This is a genomic window from Paractinoplanes bogorensis (genome assembly GCF_018829635.1).
Taxonomy (GTDB): Bacteria; Actinomycetota; Actinomycetes; order Mycobacteriales; family Micromonosporaceae; genus Actinoplanes; species Actinoplanes bogorensis.
The window spans coordinates 628,424-644,806 of record NZ_JAHKKG010000006.1; the positions used below are offsets into that span (position 1 = coordinate 628,424).

At 71.4% G+C, this 16,383-nt stretch carries 20 protein-coding genes and 1 riboswitch; of the genes, 12 read left to right on the forward strand and 8 right to left on the reverse strand.

Translation table 11 applies throughout. From position 1 onward, the window contains the following. Positions 1-11 precede the first annotated feature (11 nt). Positions 12-446 carry a universal stress protein gene (locus KOI35_RS22080; protein ID WP_215789379.1) on the forward strand — a complete coding sequence of 145 codons (435 nt, stop codon included), beginning with the start codon at positions 12-14 and terminating at the stop codon, positions 444-446. On the opposite strand, the gene KOI35_RS22085 is transcribed toward KOI35_RS22080, so the two are convergent. Then, entirely contained in the window at positions 390-962 is a 573-nt protein-coding gene (locus KOI35_RS22085; RefSeq protein ID WP_215789380.1) for a hypothetical protein, read from the reverse strand. The genes KOI35_RS22080 and KOI35_RS22085 overlap by 57 nt on opposite strands. Positions 963-988: 26 nt before the next feature. After that, entirely contained in the window at positions 989-3,595 is a 2,607-nt protein-coding gene (locus KOI35_RS49000; RefSeq protein WP_215789381.1) for an ATP-binding protein, read from the reverse strand. Positions 3,596-3,650: 55 nt separating this feature from the next. On the opposite strand from KOI35_RS49000, the gene KOI35_RS22095 reads away from it, so the two are divergent. The 8 genes from KOI35_RS22095 (at position 3,651) to KOI35_RS22130 (ending at position 10,325) form a co-directional block, all read left to right on the forward strand. Continuing rightward, the gene (locus KOI35_RS22095) at positions 3,651-3,893 is read left to right on the forward strand and encodes a hypothetical protein (protein WP_215789382.1); all 243 of its coding nucleotides are present in this window, start codon (positions 3,651-3,653) and stop codon (positions 3,891-3,893) included. A gap of 12 nt (positions 3,894-3,905) precedes the next feature. Next, on the forward strand, positions 3,906-5,006 hold the full coding sequence (locus tag KOI35_RS22100) for an FAD-dependent oxidoreductase (protein ID WP_215789383.1): 1,101 nt from the start codon (positions 3,906-3,908) through the stop codon (positions 5,004-5,006). Then, the gene (locus KOI35_RS22105) at positions 5,003-5,695 is read left to right on the forward strand and encodes a CPBP family intramembrane glutamic endopeptidase (RefSeq protein WP_215789384.1); all 693 of its coding nucleotides are present in this window, start codon (positions 5,003-5,005) and stop codon (positions 5,693-5,695) included. The genes KOI35_RS22100 and KOI35_RS22105 overlap by 4 nt, the downstream gene beginning before the upstream one ends. 89 nt (positions 5,696-5,784) lie before the next feature. Then, positions 5,785-8,253, forward strand: a complete 2,469-nt coding sequence (locus tag KOI35_RS22110) for an FG-GAP repeat domain-containing protein (RefSeq protein ID WP_215789385.1) — start codon at positions 5,785-5,787, stop codon at positions 8,251-8,253. Positions 8,254-8,486: 233 nt separating this feature from the next. Further along, positions 8,487-9,194 (forward strand): class I SAM-dependent methyltransferase, encoded by a 708-nt coding sequence (locus KOI35_RS22115; RefSeq protein WP_215789386.1) that lies wholly within the window; start codon positions 8,487-8,489, stop codon positions 9,192-9,194. Continuing rightward, on the forward strand, positions 9,191-9,430 hold the full coding sequence (locus tag KOI35_RS22120; protein ID WP_215789387.1) for a hypothetical protein: 240 nt from the start codon (positions 9,191-9,193) through the stop codon (positions 9,428-9,430). The genes KOI35_RS22115 and KOI35_RS22120 overlap by 4 nt, the downstream gene beginning before the upstream one ends. Further along, complete coding sequence (locus KOI35_RS22125; RefSeq protein WP_215789388.1) at positions 9,427-9,651, forward strand: hypothetical protein; 225 nt, start codon at positions 9,427-9,429, stop codon at positions 9,649-9,651. The genes KOI35_RS22120 and KOI35_RS22125 overlap by 4 nt, the downstream gene beginning before the upstream one ends. 56 nt (positions 9,652-9,707) lie before the next feature. Then, positions 9,708-10,325: a hypothetical protein gene (locus KOI35_RS22130; RefSeq protein WP_215789389.1), complete on the forward strand. Its 618-nt coding sequence runs from the start codon at positions 9,708-9,710 to the stop codon at positions 10,323-10,325. Between the two features lie 225 nt (positions 10,326-10,550). On the opposite strand, the gene KOI35_RS22135 is transcribed toward KOI35_RS22130, so the two are convergent. The 5 genes from KOI35_RS22135 to KOI35_RS22155 form a co-directional block, all read right to left on the reverse strand. Next, the gene (locus KOI35_RS22135; protein ID WP_215789390.1) at positions 10,551-10,901 is read right to left on the reverse strand and encodes a nuclear transport factor 2 family protein; all 351 of its coding nucleotides are present in this window, start codon (positions 10,899-10,901) and stop codon (positions 10,551-10,553) included. Further along, positions 10,898-11,323: an SRPBCC family protein gene (locus tag KOI35_RS22140; protein WP_215789391.1), complete on the reverse strand. Its 426-nt coding sequence runs from the start codon at positions 11,321-11,323 to the stop codon at positions 10,898-10,900. Before KOI35_RS22140 ends, KOI35_RS22135 begins: the two co-directional genes overlap by 4 nt. Before the next feature lie 193 nt (positions 11,324-11,516). After that, a complete protein-coding gene (locus KOI35_RS22145) occupies positions 11,517-11,837 on the reverse strand; it encodes an ArsR/SmtB family transcription factor (RefSeq protein WP_215789392.1) in 321 nt (106 codons plus the stop codon). A 39-nt stretch (positions 11,838-11,876) separates the two neighbouring features. Further along, on the reverse strand, positions 11,877-13,820 hold the full coding sequence (locus KOI35_RS22150; RefSeq protein ID WP_215789393.1) for a sulfatase: 1,944 nt from the start codon (positions 13,818-13,820) through the stop codon (positions 11,877-11,879). A gap of 49 nt (positions 13,821-13,869) precedes the next feature. Further along, entirely contained in the window at positions 13,870-14,481 is a 612-nt protein-coding gene (locus KOI35_RS22155; RefSeq protein WP_215789394.1) for a DUF7019 family protein, read from the reverse strand. A 147-nt stretch (positions 14,482-14,628) separates the two neighbouring features. On the opposite strand from KOI35_RS22155, the gene KOI35_RS22160 reads away from it, so the two are divergent. Next, entirely contained in the window at positions 14,629-15,000 is a 372-nt protein-coding gene (locus tag KOI35_RS22160) for a PepSY domain-containing protein (RefSeq protein ID WP_215789395.1), read from the forward strand. A 21-nt stretch (positions 15,001-15,021) separates the two neighbouring features. Here the strand turns inward: KOI35_RS22160 and KOI35_RS22165 are convergent, their stop codons facing one another. Beyond that, the gene (locus KOI35_RS22165) at positions 15,022-15,300 is read right to left on the reverse strand and encodes a hypothetical protein (RefSeq protein WP_215789396.1); all 279 of its coding nucleotides are present in this window, start codon (positions 15,298-15,300) and stop codon (positions 15,022-15,024) included. A gap of 181 nt (positions 15,301-15,481) precedes the next feature. Then, a riboswitch (guanidine-III (ykkC-III) riboswitch) is annotated at positions 15,482-15,545 on the forward strand. A 12-nt stretch (positions 15,546-15,557) separates the two neighbouring features. Here KOI35_RS22165 and KOI35_RS22170 point away from each other — a divergent pair. Both KOI35_RS22170 and KOI35_RS22175 read left to right on the forward strand, forming a co-directional pair. Then, positions 15,558-15,872: a DMT family transporter gene (locus KOI35_RS22170; RefSeq protein WP_215789397.1), complete on the forward strand. Its 315-nt coding sequence runs from the start codon at positions 15,558-15,560 to the stop codon at positions 15,870-15,872. A gap of 56 nt (positions 15,873-15,928) precedes the next feature. Then, the gene (locus KOI35_RS22175) at positions 15,929-16,381 is read left to right on the forward strand and encodes a hypothetical protein (protein ID WP_215789398.1); all 453 of its coding nucleotides are present in this window, start codon (positions 15,929-15,931) and stop codon (positions 16,379-16,381) included. Positions 16,382-16,383: the final 2 nt, after the last annotated feature.

Here is a 16,383-nt window from a genome sequence, read left to right on the forward strand (position 1 = left end):
AAAGGGTCGACATGCGGGACGGGCCGGGCACCATTCTCGTGGGCATCGACGGTTCCACCTCCTCGTTGCGGGCGGCCGCCTACGCGGCGGGGCTCGCCCGGCGTCAAGGAAGCCGGCTGGTCGCGCTCTATGTGCGCACGCATCCGTCGGCCCTGCTGCCGCTGGCCGACACCGGCGGCGCGGTGGCCACCGTGATCGACACGCAGGACGCGGTCGAGAAGGAGCTGCGGGCCATGTTCGTCGACCGGCTGGCCGAGCTCGATCTCGACGCGCGCCTGCTGGTGCGGACGGGGGAGCCGTACGGGGAAATCATTGATGCCGCCGCCGAGCTGCACGCCGACGCGGTGATCGTCGGCCGCTCGACCCAGGCGCTGCACCGGATCGCCGGGTCACTGGGCTCGAAGCTGGTGCGCTGCGGCCGCTGGCCGGTCACCGTGGTTCCGTAGGAGTGTCCACCCCATCGAGGCGAACCCCAGGTCCCGTACGCCCGCCGCACCGACCTGGGCCACGTCGGGCAGCGCCGGGCTGACCGCGTACAGGATCATGCCCGCGACCAGGAGCCAGCCGGTCCACGGGCTCGATGCGCCGGCCCGCGCCACGGCCACGCCGAAGGCGATCCCCGACACGATCATCAGTACCGAGTGCACGCCGACCCAGGCGCCGAGACGCTCGGACAGGGTCGGCCAGTCCGGCGTGTGGTCGACCAGCGCGTAGAGGACCGTGCCGGTGAAGAAGACGTACGTGTACGCGTACCCGACCGCCCCGGCCAGCCCGAGCGTGCCGATCGCGGGGCGTTGCACCGCGTACAGGCCGAGGACGAACAGGGGCAGGGCGGCCTCGGCGGCGTAGGTGAGCGCCAGCTGGAACGGCGAGAAACCGCCCTGGGCCAGCTCGATCAGGTCGGAGAGCAGATAGACGGCGGAGAACAGGATCGCGCTGACCGCGACGAGACGTGAGTTCATGCCGTCAGCGTCGGCGCGCCCGGCCGTCACGACATCGGGGCGGCACCCTGATCGAGCCGCTCGACGGCCCGGGCCACCTCGACCCGGGACGTGACCGACAACTTCTGGAAGACGTGCCGGATGTGGGTCTCGACCGTCTTCAGGCTCAGGAACAGCTCGGCCGCGATCTCGGCGTTGGTGCGGCGGTCGGTGATCAGCCGGGCGATCTGCAGCTCGCGCCCGGTCAGTCCGGCCAGGGCGCCGGGCTCGCTGCGCCGGTGCACCCGGTGGCCGAGCTTGCGCAGCAGCCGTTCCGCCTCGGCCCGCCGGCGGGGCGCGCCGCAGCGCTCGTAGATCTCGCAGACGAGCTGGAGCTGGTGGACGGCCGCCTCGACGTCTCCGGACGAGGCGAGCGCGCGGGCGGCCAGGAAACGGGCCGCGGCCTCCTCGAGCACGGTGCCCGACGCCGCCGCGGCCAGGGCCAGCTCGGCCGCCTCGCGCGGATGCCCCTGGGCGAGCCGGATCGCCGCGGTCGGTTCGGCCCCGGTCAGGTCGCCCCGCGCGATCCGGGCCTGCTCGACCAGGGCCCGCGCGGACGCTCGCAGGGGCGCCGGCAGCAGGTCGAGATCGATGCCGATGGTCCGCTCGGCCGCCTCGAGCTCGCCCGAGGCGGCCAGCACCAGCCGCGACCACACTCCGGGCAGCGACCGCTCGGGCGCCTGGTGCGCCCGCACGCTCTCCTCGGCCAGCGCCCGCGCCGCAGCCCGGTCGCCGCAGTCCAGGGCCACCGACGACCGGGCCACCAGCGCCCAGCCGAGCAGCGAACCGTGCCCGGACGAGCGGGCCACCTCGATCGCCTCGTCGAGCAGGGCGGCCGCCTCGGGCAGCCGGCCCAGCGCGGCCCGGACGAGGCCGGCCCAGAACATCACCGGCACGTGGTGGCGCACCACGGCCAGCGACCGCTCGGCGTGCCGTTCGGCGTCGGCCAGCCGGCCGCTGAGCAACTCGGCCGCGGCCAGCTGGGCCACGATCGGGTCGGGCGAGAGGCCGATCTCGGCGTCTGTCAGGGTGTCGAGCAGAGCCGCCGACTCGGCGCAGGCGGCCGCCGCGACCTCGCCGTCCCCGGCGAACGCGGCGCTGAACGCGAGCCGCATCGCCGAGTCCGCCATCGCCACCCGGTTCCCGGATCGCCCGGCCGCCTCCCGGGCCCGCCGCGCCCAGTGCACGGCCTGCTCGAACTCGAGCCGGAACTGGTGGTCCTGGGCGATCCCGGTCATCAGCGCGGCCGACTCGGCCGGGTGCTCGTCGCCCAGCGCGTCGAGGGCGGTGGTCAGGCGGCGGTGCGCGGCGTCGTGCCGGCCGAGCGTGTTCTCGATACCCGCGCAGGCCGCGACCACCGGCACGCGGGCCTCTGCGGTTCCGATCAGCTCGAGAGCGCGTACGAGGGAATGGTGTGCCTCCTCCAGATCACCGGCCGCGCCCTGGGCCGACCCGAGCGCGACCCAGAGCGCAGGATCGGACGGCTGCAGGTCGAGAGCGTGGCGGTACCAGCGGGCGGCCTCGCCGGGCGCCCGGGCCGCGGCGTCGTCCCCGACCGAGCGCAGCAACCGCACGGCCTCCGCGTCGCCGGGCCGGGCCGCCTGCACGACGTGATGCGCCCGTGCCGACGGCGACAGGCCGGGCTCCCGGGCCAGCCGCTCGTGCGCGCCGAGCCGCCACGCCCGCGGGGCCGCCTCGTAGACCGCCTTGCGCAGCAACGGATGCCGGAACCGGAACCGGCGCGGGGCCTCGGTCGGGCGCACCAGATCGCGCTCCAGCAGCACGTCGAGCGCCTCGGTGACCTCGCGTCCGGCGGCCACCGCGGCCAGATCGAGCAGGAACGGATCGCCGGCCACCGCGGCCGCCTCGAGCACCCGGCGTACGTCACGGTCGAGCCGGGCCAGCTCGTCCGCCCCGCCCGCACCCGCGCCGCGCACCAGCTGGGTCAGGAAATACGGGTTGCCGCCGCTCTCGGCGTGCAGCCCGGCCGCGTCCGCCTCCGGACCGACCATCTCCCGTACGTCGTGCAGGCCGAGCGGCACCAGATCGAGCCGGACGGTGCCGGTGCGATCCAGCGCCGTGGCCAGCCGTCCGGGCGCCTGCCGGGGTCGCATCGCCAGGCCGAGCAGCACCTTCGCCGCCGGCGGCCGCCGCAGCAGGGCGCAGATCAGCTCGATCGACCCTTCGTCGGCCCAGTGCAGGTCGTCGAGCAGCAGCACGACCGGGGTCTCCTGGGCCAGCACCTCCAGGACCTTGCGCACGGCCCGGTGAGCGCGGTACCGCGGGTCGCCGCTGCTGGCCGGGCCGGCCGTGGCCGGCCACGACGGCAGAAGAAGGGCCAGGTCGTCGTCCAGGCCGGCCGGCCGGGTCGCGCGCAGATATTCGTCGAGCGCGTCCACGAACAGCCAGAACGGCAGGTCCTGCTCGAACTCGGACGCGCTGCCGTTGAGCACCAGCATCCCGCGCGCGTCGGCCCGCCGGCCCAGCTCGGCCAGCAGGTGACTCTTGCCAATGCCGGGCTCGCCCGCGACCACGACGACCGCCGGGCCGTCCAGCGCGTCGAGGCGGGCGTCGACGGCGGCCAGCTCGGGGTCGCGCCCGACGAGTGCCTTCACGGGTTCAGGGTCGCACCCCGATGTCCGCCGGCGCGACGGCGGCGAGGCTCGATTCGTGCCGAGCTACCTCCTCCACAACCGCCACGCCGCCGATGACTGCGGGGTCGTGTTCGCCGCGTTCCGGGGTTTCCCGAGCCCGCTGCGGCACGCGACGGCCCTGTCCTCGTGCCGCACCGGCGGTCACGAGATCTGGTGGCAGGCCACCGCACCCGACCCGCAGGCCGCGTTGCGCCAACTGCCGCGCTTCGTCGCCACCGCCACCACCGCGATCCGCATCGAGCGGCTCGACACCCCCTGATCCTTCTTGGAGATGACCATGGACGTTGTGATCGTCGGAGCCGGTCCGACCGGCCTGACCCTGTCGGCCGCCCTGAAGGCGCGAGGCATCGACCACGTGCTGCTCGACGCGGCCGCCCAGGGCGCCAACACCTCGCGGGCGGCGGTCATCCACGCCCGTACCCTCGAGGTGCTGGACGACCTGGGCATCGCCGGCGAGCTGGTCCGCCGCGGCATCGTGGTGCCGCAGTTCACCGTGCGCGACCGCGATCGGGCGCTCATGCGGGTGCCGTTCGCCGGCCTGCCCACCAGGTTCCCGTTCACGCTGATGCTGCCGCAGAGCGAGACCGAGCAGATTCTTTCCGCGTACGCCGGTCAGGTGCGCTGGCAGTCTCCGGTGACCGCCGTCGAGGGCGGGGTCGTGACGCTCGCCGGTGGCGAACAGATCGAGGCCCGTTACGTGGTGGGCTGCGACGGCCTCAACAGCGTGGTCCGTCAGCAGTCCGGCATCGGCTTCACCGGCGGGCGCTACCCGGAGTCGTTCGTGCTGGCCGACGTGCACCTGAAGTGGCCGTTCCCGCGCGACGAGGTGCACCTGTTCTTCGCCCCGAGCGGCCTGGTCGTCGTGGCGCCGCTGCCCGGTGAGCGTTACCGCATCGTGGCCACGCTGGACGACGCGCCCGAGCAACCCTCCGCGGCCGACGTGCAGGCACTGCTCGACGCGCGCGGCCCCGAGGCCGAGCCGGCCGAGGTCACCGGTCTGGTGTGGAGCTCCCGGTTCCGGGTGCAGCACCGGCTGGCCGACCACTACCGCCGGGGCCCGGTGTTCCTGGCCGGGGACGCCGCCCACGTGCACAGCCCGGCCGGCGGGCAGGGCATGAACACCGGCATCCAGGACGCGGTGACCCTGGCGCGGGCCCTGGCCGGGGAGATCGACCTGGACGCGTACGAGACCCTCCGCCGTCCGGTCGCCACCCAGGTCGTCGCCACCACCCACCGCATGACGCGGGCCGCCACGCTGCGCAACCCGATGCTGCGGGCCGTCCGCAACAGCGTGCTCAGCCTGGCCGGCCGGTCACCCGCGGTGCAGCGGCGGCTGGCCCTGAGCCTGGCCGAGCTGACGGTGCCGAAATGAGCCGGCTCCGGTTCGGGCTCACGTTCCTGATCGCCTGGCTGGCCCTCGACCGGCTCGCCACGGCGCCACCCGCGCCGGGCCGGTCGTTGCTGGCGCTGGCCATCGCGGTTCTTGTCGTAGCCGACCTTCGTGGCCTGGCCCGGCCGCCGCTGCGTACGTGCCTCATCGCGCTGGTGGCCGGTGCCCTGGTGGTGACCGGCTATCTCGGTGGGGCCGCGCTGCTCGGGGTCTCGCTCCACCTGCGTCCGGACTGGCCGCTCGTGCTGGCCGGGGTGCTGATCTTTCACGGCCTGGCCGAGGAGTTCGTGTGGCGCGGCCTGGCGTTCCGGTGGCTGCGCGAAAGGCACTCGTTCGGGCGGGCGGTGGCGTGGTCGATGCCGCTGATCGCCGTCACCCACGTGCCGCTGCTGTTCGGCGCCCCCTGGTTCGTCGCCGTGCTGGGCATCGTCACCGCGGCGGTGACGTGCGTGCCGCTGGCCTGGCTGTGGGAGCACGGCAACCGGACGATCTGGGCACCCGCCATCGTGCACGCGGCGATCGGCATGTGGCAGCTGTGGGAGCGCGACTATCCACCCACGTTCTCCCTGGTAGTCGTGGGGTCGTCGATCGTGCTGCCGCTGCTCGTGCTGCTCGTGCCCTTGTCGCCGACCGGCTCGGCCCGGGCCGCCCGGCCGGCTTCCCTACGCTGAGCCTGGACGGGTCTTCGTCACGCCGATCGATCCGTTACCCTTCCCTCGAATCGATTTCGATCGAACTAACACGGGGGAACACCGACTTCATGCTGCCCAAAAAAGCTCTGCCCAGGCTGCTGGGCGCCGGACTTGTCGCGACATTGGTCGTCCTGACGCCCGGTGCCGCGCAGGCCGTCCCGCGCATTGCCGTTGCTCAGGCACAGGCCGCGGTCGAGGCCAGTTACGACCAGAAGCTCGCCGTGGCGATCAAGTTCGGCCACGGCGACGACTTCGCGCTGATCGAGCTGGCCGACCGCGACTTCGTCATCGCGCTCTGGAACATCGTCAAGAACAACGCCGACCATCTCGAGGTGCGGGCCGCGGCCGAGCTGGCCTTCTCCGACGACGTGGAGTCGTCGGCGGCCTACGACTTCATCGTCACCGGCGTGTTCGCCGCCTTCGACCGTGACGTCGAGCGCGAGCGCCAGGAGGCCGAGGCCAAGCGGGCCAGTGACGCCGCGCGGAGTGCCGCCGCGGCCAGCATCGACGTGGTCGCCGACGCCGCCCTTCTCAACGGGAGCGACGCCGACTTCGTACGGCTGATCTGGGAACGCACGTCCGACGACGTCAAGTGGCCCAAGGTGAAGGCGGCCGCCCGCGCCGCCCGGGACGGCAGCGACGCCGACCGCACGGCCTTCATCACCGGCGGCATGGCCGCCGCGGCCGGGCAGGACGTCGACGACCGGATCGCCGCCGACGAGGCCAAGACCGAGGCCGAGAAGGCCGCCGAGCGGGCCCGTGCGGCCAAGAAGCTGGCCGCCAACCGGATCGGCATGACGGTCACCGACCAGCTGCTCAGCCTGCCCGACCGCGACTTCGTGATCGAGGTGTGGAACTTCGCCACCGAGGGCTCCGAGGTGCAGGCCGCGGCCATGGCGGCCAGCCGCAACCTCGACCCGGCGGCCTGGAAGACGTTCATCGACACCGGCGTCCACCAGGCCAAGGACCGCGACATCGAGATCGCGCTGGAGCGGGCCTACCAGGCCGACCGCGCCGCCGCCCTCGAGATCAGGAAGAACGCGACCGCGGCCGGCGACCTCAACCTCGCCTGGTACGCCACCCAGGCCCTGGCGGGCACGCCGGCCCAGCTCAACGACTTCGTCCGGGCCGGGCAGTTCGACCTCGACCTGACCACCGGGTTCGAGACGGCCGACGTGCAGCCGACGCTCCCGGCCACCGGCGGCGTCGCCAACGTCACCACCCCGGCCGTCGCCGTCGCCTCGGGCACGGCGCACACCGGCACGGCGGCGCTGGTCTACTCCGGCACCGACGTCAACACCCAGTCGTCGTACGCATACCTGAAGTCGATGCCGGTCAGCCGCATCTCGGTCAAGCCGTCGACGACGCTGTCCTACTGGATCCGCCCGCAGAGCACGGCCACCCGCCCCGAGGCCAAGACCCGCAACAGCACCTGCGTGTCGGTCGACCTGCTGTTCAGCGACGGCTCGACGCTGCGCGACTCCCAGCTGACCGACCAGAACGGCGTCCGCGTCCACCCGGCCTTCCAGTGCAGCAAGATCGTCGCCGACCGCTGGAACCAGGTCGTCGTGCCGCTCGGCCGCCTGGCCGACAAGCAGGTCACCACGGTCATGGTCGGCTACGACCAGCCGAAGAACGCGGGCGGCTTCCGCACTCTGATCGACGACCTCACCATCACCGACCAGCCGGTCGAGGTCACCGACCCCGGCCACGACCCGGTCGACTACCCGCTCGACGACTGGCGCAACGACTTCAACAGCGACGGCAACGCCGACGTGATCGGCCGGAACTCGGCCGGCGAGCTCAAGCTCTACCGCGGCAACGGCAAGGGCAACTGGGTCGACCCGTCGACCAACCTGCAGGTCGGCACCGGCTTCAACAGCTTCAACCTCCTGTTCCCGGTCGCCGACTTCAGTGGCGACGGCAACCTCGACATGGCCGCCCGCAACGCGGCCGGTGAGCTCAAGCTCTACCGCAGCAACGGCAAGGGCGGCTGGCTCAACGGCGGGTCCCCCGAGACGATCGGCACCGGCTGGAACAACTGGACCTCGGTGTTCTCGCCGGGCGATTTCAACGGTGACGGCTTCACCGACGTGATCACCCGCAATTCGGGCGGCGAGCTGTTCCTCTACCGCGGCAACGGCAAGGGCGGCTGGATCGACGGCTCGACCAACATCCGGATCGGCACGGGCTGGAACCAGTTCAACCTGATCTTCTCGCCGGGCGACTTCAACGGCGACGGCAACGCCGACGTGATCGGCCGGAACGCGGCCGGCGAGCTCAAGCTTTACCGAGGCAACGGCAAGGGCGGCTGGCTCAACGGCGGCTCACCCGACCTGATCGGCACGGGCTGGCAGAGTTGGACCGCCGTCTTCTCGCCGGGCGACTTCAACGGCGACGGCTTCACCGACGTGATCACCCGCAACTCGGGCGGCGAGCTGTTCCTCTACCGCGGCAACGGCCGCGGCGGCTGGGTCGACGGCTCGACCAACATCCGGATCGGCACCGGCTGGAACCAGTTCAACCTGCTCTTCTAGCTCGTCTCGACAACCGAGAGACCCCTTTCCCCGTACGCGGGAAGGGGTCTCTCTGTTCTTCATCCGGCGCGATGCCCTCGACACCGCAGTGGGCGAGCATCTCGTCGTTGACCCGTCCGAAGTCGACGCCGTACCGGTTCTGCACCGCGACGACCGGCGCGAACCTCTGAGCCTGCCGCTGTACGGCCCCCGTGTCAGCACCCGGTTTCTCCGTTCGCGGGTAGGGTCGGTGGGTGTTCTCGCCCCAAGGTCCGAGCCTGCGCGAGCTGACCGTGCAGGCGCTGTCGTCGGTCGAGCGCGGCTACGACCTGCTGGCCCCGAAATTCGATCACACCCCCTTCCGGACGCCGGTGAGCATCCTCGACGCGACCACGGCGGCGCTGGCGGCTCGCGGTCCGTTCGCGGCCGGGCTCGACGTGTGCTGCGGCACCGGGGCCGGGCTCGGCGTGCTCGAGTCGGTGGTCGACGGGCGGGTGGCCGGCGTCGACTTCAGCGCGGGCATGCTCGACCAGGCGCGCCGGGCGCATCCGGGGGCCGAGTTGCGGCGGGGTGACGTACGAAAGCTGGAATTCGACGCCGAGTTCGACCTGGCCGTCACCTTCGGCGCGCTGGGCCACTTTCTGCCCGCGGAACGTCCGGCCGTCTTCGCCGGCGTCTACCGCGCCCTACGTCCGGGCGGGTTGTTCGCCTTCCCGATCAACGAACCGCCGTCGGTGGCCTCGGTCGCGCACTGGGTCATGCTGGGCTTCGACACGGTGATGCGGGTGCGCAACTTCGTGTGGCGGCCGCCCTTCGTCATGTACTACCGGATCACCGGGGTGGCCGCGCTGACCGCCGACCTGGCCGCGGCCGGCTTCACCGTCGGCACCGAGCCGTTGCCCGCGCTGGGCAACCTGGCCAGCGGCGGCCCCCGTTTCCGCATGGTGCTGGCCCGCAAATGACCGTCAGCTTCCTCAACGCGACGGACTGGTACGACTCGGACCAGGCGGCGTTCGCGCTGGCGGTCGCCCTGGGTGCCATGCCGTCGGACAGCTTTGCCGTCAACAAGTGGATCTTCTGGACGGACAATCCCGTCGGCACCGGACTTCACCAGGCGCTGCTGGCCCTGGCCGCCGGCGGCCTGATCGAACACGACGAGCAGGAGGACCGGTTCCGCCGGTCTACGATGAGCTCGTGAGCCCCCGGAGCACCAGAGTCCTGATCGGCGCCGCGTCGACCGTGGTGCTGACGGCGATCGGTCTGCGGGCGTTCGTGTTCGACGAGCGGCCGGGATGGGACATCGCGCTCTGGGCCGTGCAGGGCGTAGCTATGGCCACCGTGTTGCTGCTCTGGCGGCGCCTTGACGGCCCCCGCGAACGCCGCGGTGTCGACATGAAGGCCAAACGCCTGCACTGGTAGCGCACGGCTTGCCGCGGCTCTGGGCGCGACTGGCCGGCCGGGTAATCTGCCGGATCATGAACGGCCGGATCTGGTTTCCTGGTAACCCGTGGCCGGACGGTCATCGGGTCGACGAGTTCGAGTGGGCGGGACGGCTCGACGATCTCGGTCAGTTGTGGTTCGACCTGAGCCTCCGGACGGCCGACTACGACGAGGCGGGCGACCCGGGGCCGGACGACCGGCCCGATTGGGAATCTCCGATCGTCTGGAACAACTACCACCGGTGCCGGATCTCGTCGACGTTCTGGGGAGAGGCGACCGGGGTGCTCGCCGCGACGCCGGGTCGCCCGTTCCGGATCGCCGACCCGCAGCCGCAGCGGCTGGCGGCCGACCCGCTGCCGATCGAAGACCTGGACGCCGATCCGGCCTTCCACGTCTATCTCCTCGGACATGACTCGGTCGCCGAGCACACGATCACCTTCACCGCGGACGCCGACGGCAGCCACCGCATCGACTGGACCGGTCGGGTCGCCCTGACCTACGCGGGCGACGAGACGTTCCGCTACGAGTTCCGGGCCGAGATCCACGGCGCCCGTCTGACGCAGGTGACGGCCTCCGCCGGGGCAGAGGGACAGCTGTCGCACCTCCTGGACGTGCCCGCGGAGCAGGCGGCGTCCCTCTTGGCGACCGTCTGAGTTTGTGATTCCGTCCGGGCGCTGCGATGCCGTTGGCGTGACCGGGTCGGTGGTGCTGCGAACTCGCGCCCGGTCTGCTCTCCGGTCAGGGCGGGTCGTCAGGTGGGCGGGGCGACCCGCCCGGTCTGCTTTCCGGTCCGGGCGGGCGTCAGGCGTGCGGGACGACGGCGGGCCGTCAGGCGAGCGGGGCGACCCGCCGGTCTGCTCTCCGGTCCGGGCGGGCCGTCAGGCGAGCGGGACGACGTAGGAGTCGACGCGGGCGATGCGGCCGTCGCGGAAGGTGAACAGGTCGTTGAACGCGAACCGGAACGGCCCGTGCTCGACGCTCACGCCGCGGCCCTCGCCGGTCGTCACCACGACCGGGCCGTCCTCGAACACGCGCTGCACGTCGAGGGCGGGGCTGCCGGTGAAGCCCGGGTTCTCGATCTCACCGTCGAACTCGGTCTTGCCCCGGGTGGTGCGGTGGCCGTGGATGACCCACTCGACGTCGTCGGTGAGGGTGGCCAGGATGCGCGGGTGGTCGCTGGTGCGGAAGCCGGCGAAGTATTCGAGTACGAGGTCGCGCTGAGTCATCATTTCTCCAGGTAATCGGCGAGGGCGTCGAGAATGGACGCGAGTCCGTCGGCGGCCTGCGCGGTCTGCAGTTCGGGCGGGAGCTTGCGCTGATGCACGGTGAGATGTGTGCCGCTGGGGGAGCGGCGCAGCGAGACGGTCGTGCGCAGCCCGGTGACCGGTTCGTCGAAGACGAGCTCGCGCGGCGGATCGATGCCGACGTAGACGAAACGCAGCCGGCGGCCTCCCAGCGTGTCGAGCGCGAACGACCCACCCGGACGCAGGTCGACGGTCACCGATTCCGGCGGCACGACGGCGTGCGAACCGCCCCAGAAGGCCGCGATGCCCGTCGCCGTGGTGAACGCGGTCCACACCCGCTCGGGTGTCGCGTCGAGGTGCCGCTCGGCGATGAGCTCGTCACCCCGGCGGCGCGAGCGGGCGGTCACGGGCGATCCCCGAAGCGCGATCCGGCACCGACGGCGAGCGGTCCGTCCACGGCTGGTGCTGCTGGTAAGTGAGTACTCACTAATGGCAGGGCGGCGGGCGGTTCGTCTGCGGCTGGTGCTGCTGGTAAGTGAGTACTCACTAATGGCAGGGCGGCGGGCGGTCCGTCCGGTGAGTGAGCGCTTGCTGACGCCGTCACGGCTCGTCCGACAAGTGCTGGGCCAGGGTGTCCAGGCGGTCGTCCCAGGCCCGGCGCTGCTCGTCGACCCAGCCGCCGAGCAGCGCCAGCTGGTCGACCCGCAGGCGGCAGTGCCGGCGGTTGCCGTCGCGTCGCTGCTCGACCAGGCCGCTGCGGCGCAGCACCCCGACGTGGTGCGAGATGGCCTGCTGGGTCAGCGCGAACGGCTCGGCCAGCTCGCTCACCGTGGCATCCCCGTGGGCGAGCCGGCCGACCAGGGAACGCCGCACCGGGTCGGCCAGTGCGGCGAACACCGCGTCGAGATCAGGCTGGGTCACGCGGCCACGCTAACACAAGCGAACGTTTGTATATAGAGGTCAGCGACGCCGTACGGCAAAACGCTCCAGAGTCACGTTCCCACCGTCGACGCGGGTGCCGAAGCCGTATCGGAACTGGGACAGCGCCGATGGCGGCAGCCAGCGCCCGAAGTCGACGGTGAACAGGTACTGCCAGGTGCCACCGGCGGCGATCGCATAGCCGGTCAGCTCGTCGCGGTGCAGCACGCAGGCGAGGCGCGCGTTCGGGCCGGGGTAGCTGATCTTCTGGTCCAGCTGGGTGATCCGCTGCGTCATCAGAACACCGTTTACCCGTACGTCGTACCCCGCGCGCCTGAGTTTGTGGTTGTAGACGGCCAGCAGGTAGTTCTGCGCGTCCTGAACCAGCCCGGCGAACAGCGCGCCGGATGTCGGGTGCGACCGCTGGGTCAGGATCACGGCCGCCGGCGAATCGGTGACCGGGGTGGTCGATCGGAACAGCGCGAAAGCCGGAGAGCCGCCCGCCGACACGGTGAGCAAGCCGTTGGAGGCCTGCACCGAACCGGGCCGGTTCTCCGGTGCGGGCGACAGGATCGACCAACTGCCCAGGCCGCCGCTGAACTCCTCCTCCAGCACCAGGCCCGGAAAATTGGCCGGAGTGGGTGCGGGCGGGATCAGGTCGACGTCGCGCAGGTGGGCGTCGAGCGCGGCGTTCAGCGACTGCACCTGGGCGGGCTGCTGCGCGGCCAGGTCGGTCGTCTCGCCCGGGTCGGCGACCAGGTCGAACAGTTCGGTCCGCCCGTCGTGCAGATAGCGCAGCAGCTTGTACCGGCCCCGGCGCACCGAAGCGGTCGGCGCCCCCGGGTTGTGCCAGTGCGGATAGAACCAGAACAGCGAGTCCCGGGCCGGCGCCGCCCCGCCGGTGAGCAGCCCGGCGAAGCTGGCCCCGTCGAGCTGCTGCGCGGGCGGGCGGGCGACCCCGGCCGTATCGAGAATCGTCGGCATGAAGTCGACGGTGCTGAACGGGGTGTCGACCACTCGGCCGCCGGCGCCCTGCGGGTGATAGGCGATCATCGGGACACGTACGCCACCCTCGTACAGGGTCGCCTTGGCCCCTCGCAGTGGGGTGCTGGTCGCCACGCCGCTGTCCCCGCCGTTGTCGGAGAGCAGCAGGATCACGGTGTTGCCGGCGATGCCGAGCTCGGTCAGCTTGGCCCGGATCGCGCCGACACCGTCGTCGATCACCTCGAGCATGGCGGCGAGTTTCGGGTTGGTGCCGCCGGGTTTCGCCGCGTACTTGTCGATCAGCGCCTGAGGAGCGTCCAACGTGACGTGTGTGGCGTAGTGGGCCAGGTAGAGGAAGAACGGCGTACCGGCCTGGTGGGCCCGGCTGATGAAGTCGACCGCCTCCAGGTTGAGCCGGTCGACCAGATACTCGTCCGGCTTGCGCTGCGGCAGATCGGGCAGCATGAAGTACGGCCACCAGTAGTCGCCGCCCGCGATGTACTTCTGCTCCGACGCGATGACCTCGTCGAACCCGTGCGACCAGGGGTTACCGGGCCGCGTCCGGACGTCCCCCGTGTACGTCTCGGTCAGGTGCCACTTGCCGATCAGCCCGGTGCGATAGCCCGCGCCCCGCAACGTCTCGGGCAGCGTCGTGTGACTGGCCGGCAGAAAGTTGTCGCCGTCCGGTCCGAGATATTCGGTGATTCCCGTACGGGCCGGCCACTGCCCGGTCATGATGCTGGCCCGCGTCGGCGAGCACACCGGCGCGGCCGTATACCCGTTGGTGAACCGGATCCCGTCCGCGGCGAGCCGATCCATGTGCGGCGTCTCGTTGAACGTGTTGCCGTAACAGCCCAGCTCCCGCCGGGCGAGATCATCAATGAGCACGACCACGACGTTCGGCTTGGCTGCTGCTTTGTGGCCTTGGAAGGCCAGCCCGGCTGCACCCACCGCACCCGCACCGCGCAGCAGCTGCCGCCGGTCGATCCGCAAACCTGTCACGGCTCCGACGCTAGGCGCCGGAATTCTGTCCGTCGATACCCGTCAATATTTAGTCGACCAGGGCCACGTACAGCGGCGACCCGAGCAGCACCCGCTCGCCGTCCGGTCCGGGCTCGTCGAGCAGCCGTTTGGCCACGAATTCCATTGTCTGCTCAGGACCGCGAAGAGCATCAGTCGTTTCCCGTACGGCCGCAGGCGCCTCGATGCCGTCGACCCGTGTGATGCCGTCGAGCAGGGACGGCAGCATGGACCGCCCGATCGGAAGCGGCTGCGGTTCGGGGCCGGGTGGCGTCCCGAAGACGTGCGCGCGCGACCCGCCCAGCCCGAGCACGGTCTTGCCCGCGCGCCCGCCGAAGTAGACCATCGGGAACCCGTCGGCGCCCACGGTCGGCCCCCAGCGCAACGGCATCAGCCCACCGAAGAACTGCCCCGGCTCCTCGACGGTCCCGAGGTCGCCGTAGTCGTTCAGGTAGCGCACAACCTGATCGAGCCGGGCCGTGCGCTCGGCCCCGGCCAGCGTTTCGGCACCCCGCTTGGCGGTCAGGAACTTGAGCCCGAGCCCGACCTCCGAGGTGCGTTTGCGCAGAGCCTCGGGCTTGATCTGCTGCAGCAGCATCTCGACCTTGGCGTCACTGATGTAGACGAAATACCGGAACGACATGCATCCCCTTCCGCGGACCTCCATCGTCCCATCCGCGATCCAGTTTTTGTCCAGGGCCGGTCCAGGCTTCGGCCGCCCACCGAGCGCCCCGCCCGCGACGCCCGTACTGCCCGGTGTCGATCCATCACCCCCCGGTCGGAGGACCCCATGCGCAGAACAGTGCTCGTAGCAGTCACGATCGCCGGCGTAGCCCTGCCCCTGGCGGCCGGCACCGCCCTGGCCACGGCCAAGGACTCCCGCACGTCATCCAACGGCTTCGAGATCGAGATCGACCCCGAGCTGGACGCGAAGTTCGGCCCCCGCCCGGTCAACGCCGTACGGGCGGCCGCCATCATCACCCAGCGCTTCCCCGGCGCGCGGGTGCTGGAGGCCGAGCTGGACGAGCGCAACGGCGGCCCGATCTGGGAGATGGAGTTCGCCCTGAACGGCCGCGAGCGAGAGGCCGACGTGGACGCGGTGACGGGCGCCATCCTCGGCAGCGGTTCCTCCTCGGACGAGGACGAGGACGACGACGACTGAGCTGCCGCAACGATGTGACGGTCACTCCCACTGCCGGCGTTGTTCGCGCTCCCTCGTGTACTGGCGGAAATACCTCTCGGCCATGCCCTTGCGGATCGCGCGGAACAACGCCGTCAGGATCAGCACACCGCCCGCGACGGCCAGCAGGATCCACAGTCCGGGAACGCCCCACAGATCGGGCCACCACAGCCAGGGCTGAGCCAGCACCACGCCGCCGACGGCCAGCCCGGCGATGACGCGCAGGCTGTATTCCATGGGAACGAAGATCTCGGCGAGCCGATCACCCTCCGGCCACGTCATGGCTGGTTCCCTTCCGGCGACTCGGTAGCCCGGCACACGCCTTCAGTGTCCTCCGTCGATGCCGGGACCGGCACCCCCTTCATGCGTGTCCGGACGGAGACCGTCTCTGAGGATTTCCGGTGGAGACAAGCGCCACCACGGAATCGGTTGCCGTGGGCGGCGGGCGTTGCGATGCTGGTGGGGTGAGTCCGGACGGACTCCCGGACGAGCGGTGCCGTACCCGGTCAGCGACAAGACGGCGCTAACAGGAGACTGTCATGTCCTGGCTTGTTCTTATCGCGTCCGGTGTGCTCGAGGCCGTCTGGGCCACTGCCCTCGGCAAGTCTGAAGGGTTCACCCGGGTTCAGCCCACCGTCATCTTCGGGGTGGCCATCGTGGCCAGCATGGGTGGGCTCGCCTTCGCCATGCGTGATCTGCCCGTCGGCACCGCCTATGCCGTGTGGGTCGGTGTCGGTGCGGTGCTGACCGTGGCCTACGCCATGATCACCGGGGCCGAATCTGTTTCGGTGGTGAAGATTCTGCTGCTCACCGGCATCATCGGCTGTGTGGCCGGCCTCAAGTTCCTGCACTGAGCTTGACCTGATCGAGCAGAATGGGACGGATCCGGGCACCGGCGGAAGGGCGGCTCATGATCGCGAGGCGGATCGCCACGGCTGTGGCCACGCTGTTGGCCCTGGCCGGTGCGGGTGCGTGCGGCAGCGCCCCGGCCCCGGCCGGCGACGCGCGCCGGCTGGAACCGGCCGCGATCGCGCCCGGCGCTCCCGCCGCCCGGCCGGTGGCGCGTGCGGTTGTGGCGGCGGCTCCGGGCGTACGGAACATGCCCGCGGCTCTCCGCCTGCCGCCGGGCAGTCAGGTGACCGGCCTGTCCGACCGTGAGTCGGGCGCCTCGTTCACGCTGACCGCGCCGGATTCCGCGGCCGTGCTCGCGTTCTTCCGCAGTGAGCTTCCGCGCGGCTTCACGATTGTGGCCGACCGCACCGACCACGGCGCCACCAGCCTCTCGTTCCGCGACTCGGGCGCCTGGGCCGGCACGATCTTCGCCACCGCCCAGCGGGTCACCGTGGCCGTGCGGCGGGTCTAGCA

Excerpts from the sequence above, each read along its gene's own strand:
- KOI35_RS22080 (WP_215789379.1), top strand. The coding sequence starts at position 12 with ATGCGGGACGGGCCGGGCACCATTCTCGTGGGCATCGACGGTTCCACC.
- KOI35_RS22085 (WP_215789380.1), bottom strand. The coding sequence starts at position 962 with ATGAACTCACGTCTCGTCGCGGTCAGCGCGATCCTGTTCTCCGCCGTC.
- KOI35_RS22135 (WP_215789390.1), bottom strand. The coding sequence starts at position 10,901 with ATGATGACTCAGCGCGACCTCGTACTCGAATACTTCGCCGGCTTCCGC.
- KOI35_RS22160 (WP_215789395.1), top strand. The coding sequence starts at position 14,629 with ATGCGCAGAACAGTGCTCGTAGCAGTCACGATCGCCGGCGTAGCCCTG.
- KOI35_RS22110 (WP_215789385.1), top strand. The coding sequence starts at position 5,785 with ATGCTGCCCAAAAAAGCTCTGCCCAGGCTGCTGGGCGCCGGACTTGTC.
- KOI35_RS22170 (WP_215789397.1), top strand. The coding sequence starts at position 15,558 with ATGTCCTGGCTTGTTCTTATCGCGTCCGGTGTGCTCGAGGCCGTCTGG.
- KOI35_RS22130 (WP_215789389.1), top strand. The coding sequence starts at position 9,708 with ATGAACGGCCGGATCTGGTTTCCTGGTAACCCGTGGCCGGACGGTCAT.
- KOI35_RS22105 (WP_215789384.1), top strand. The coding sequence starts at position 5,003 with ATGAGCCGGCTCCGGTTCGGGCTCACGTTCCTGATCGCCTGGCTGGCC.
- KOI35_RS22120 (WP_215789387.1), top strand. The coding sequence starts at position 9,191 with ATGACCGTCAGCTTCCTCAACGCGACGGACTGGTACGACTCGGACCAG.
- KOI35_RS22155 (WP_215789394.1), bottom strand. The coding sequence starts at position 14,481 with ATGTCGTTCCGGTATTTCGTCTACATCAGTGACGCCAAGGTCGAGATG.
- KOI35_RS22175 (WP_215789398.1), top strand. The coding sequence starts at position 15,929 with ATGATCGCGAGGCGGATCGCCACGGCTGTGGCCACGCTGTTGGCCCTG.
- KOI35_RS22100 (WP_215789383.1), top strand. The coding sequence starts at position 3,906 with ATGACCATGGACGTTGTGATCGTCGGAGCCGGTCCGACCGGCCTGACC.
- KOI35_RS22165 (WP_215789396.1), bottom strand. The coding sequence starts at position 15,300 with ATGACGTGGCCGGAGGGTGATCGGCTCGCCGAGATCTTCGTTCCCATG.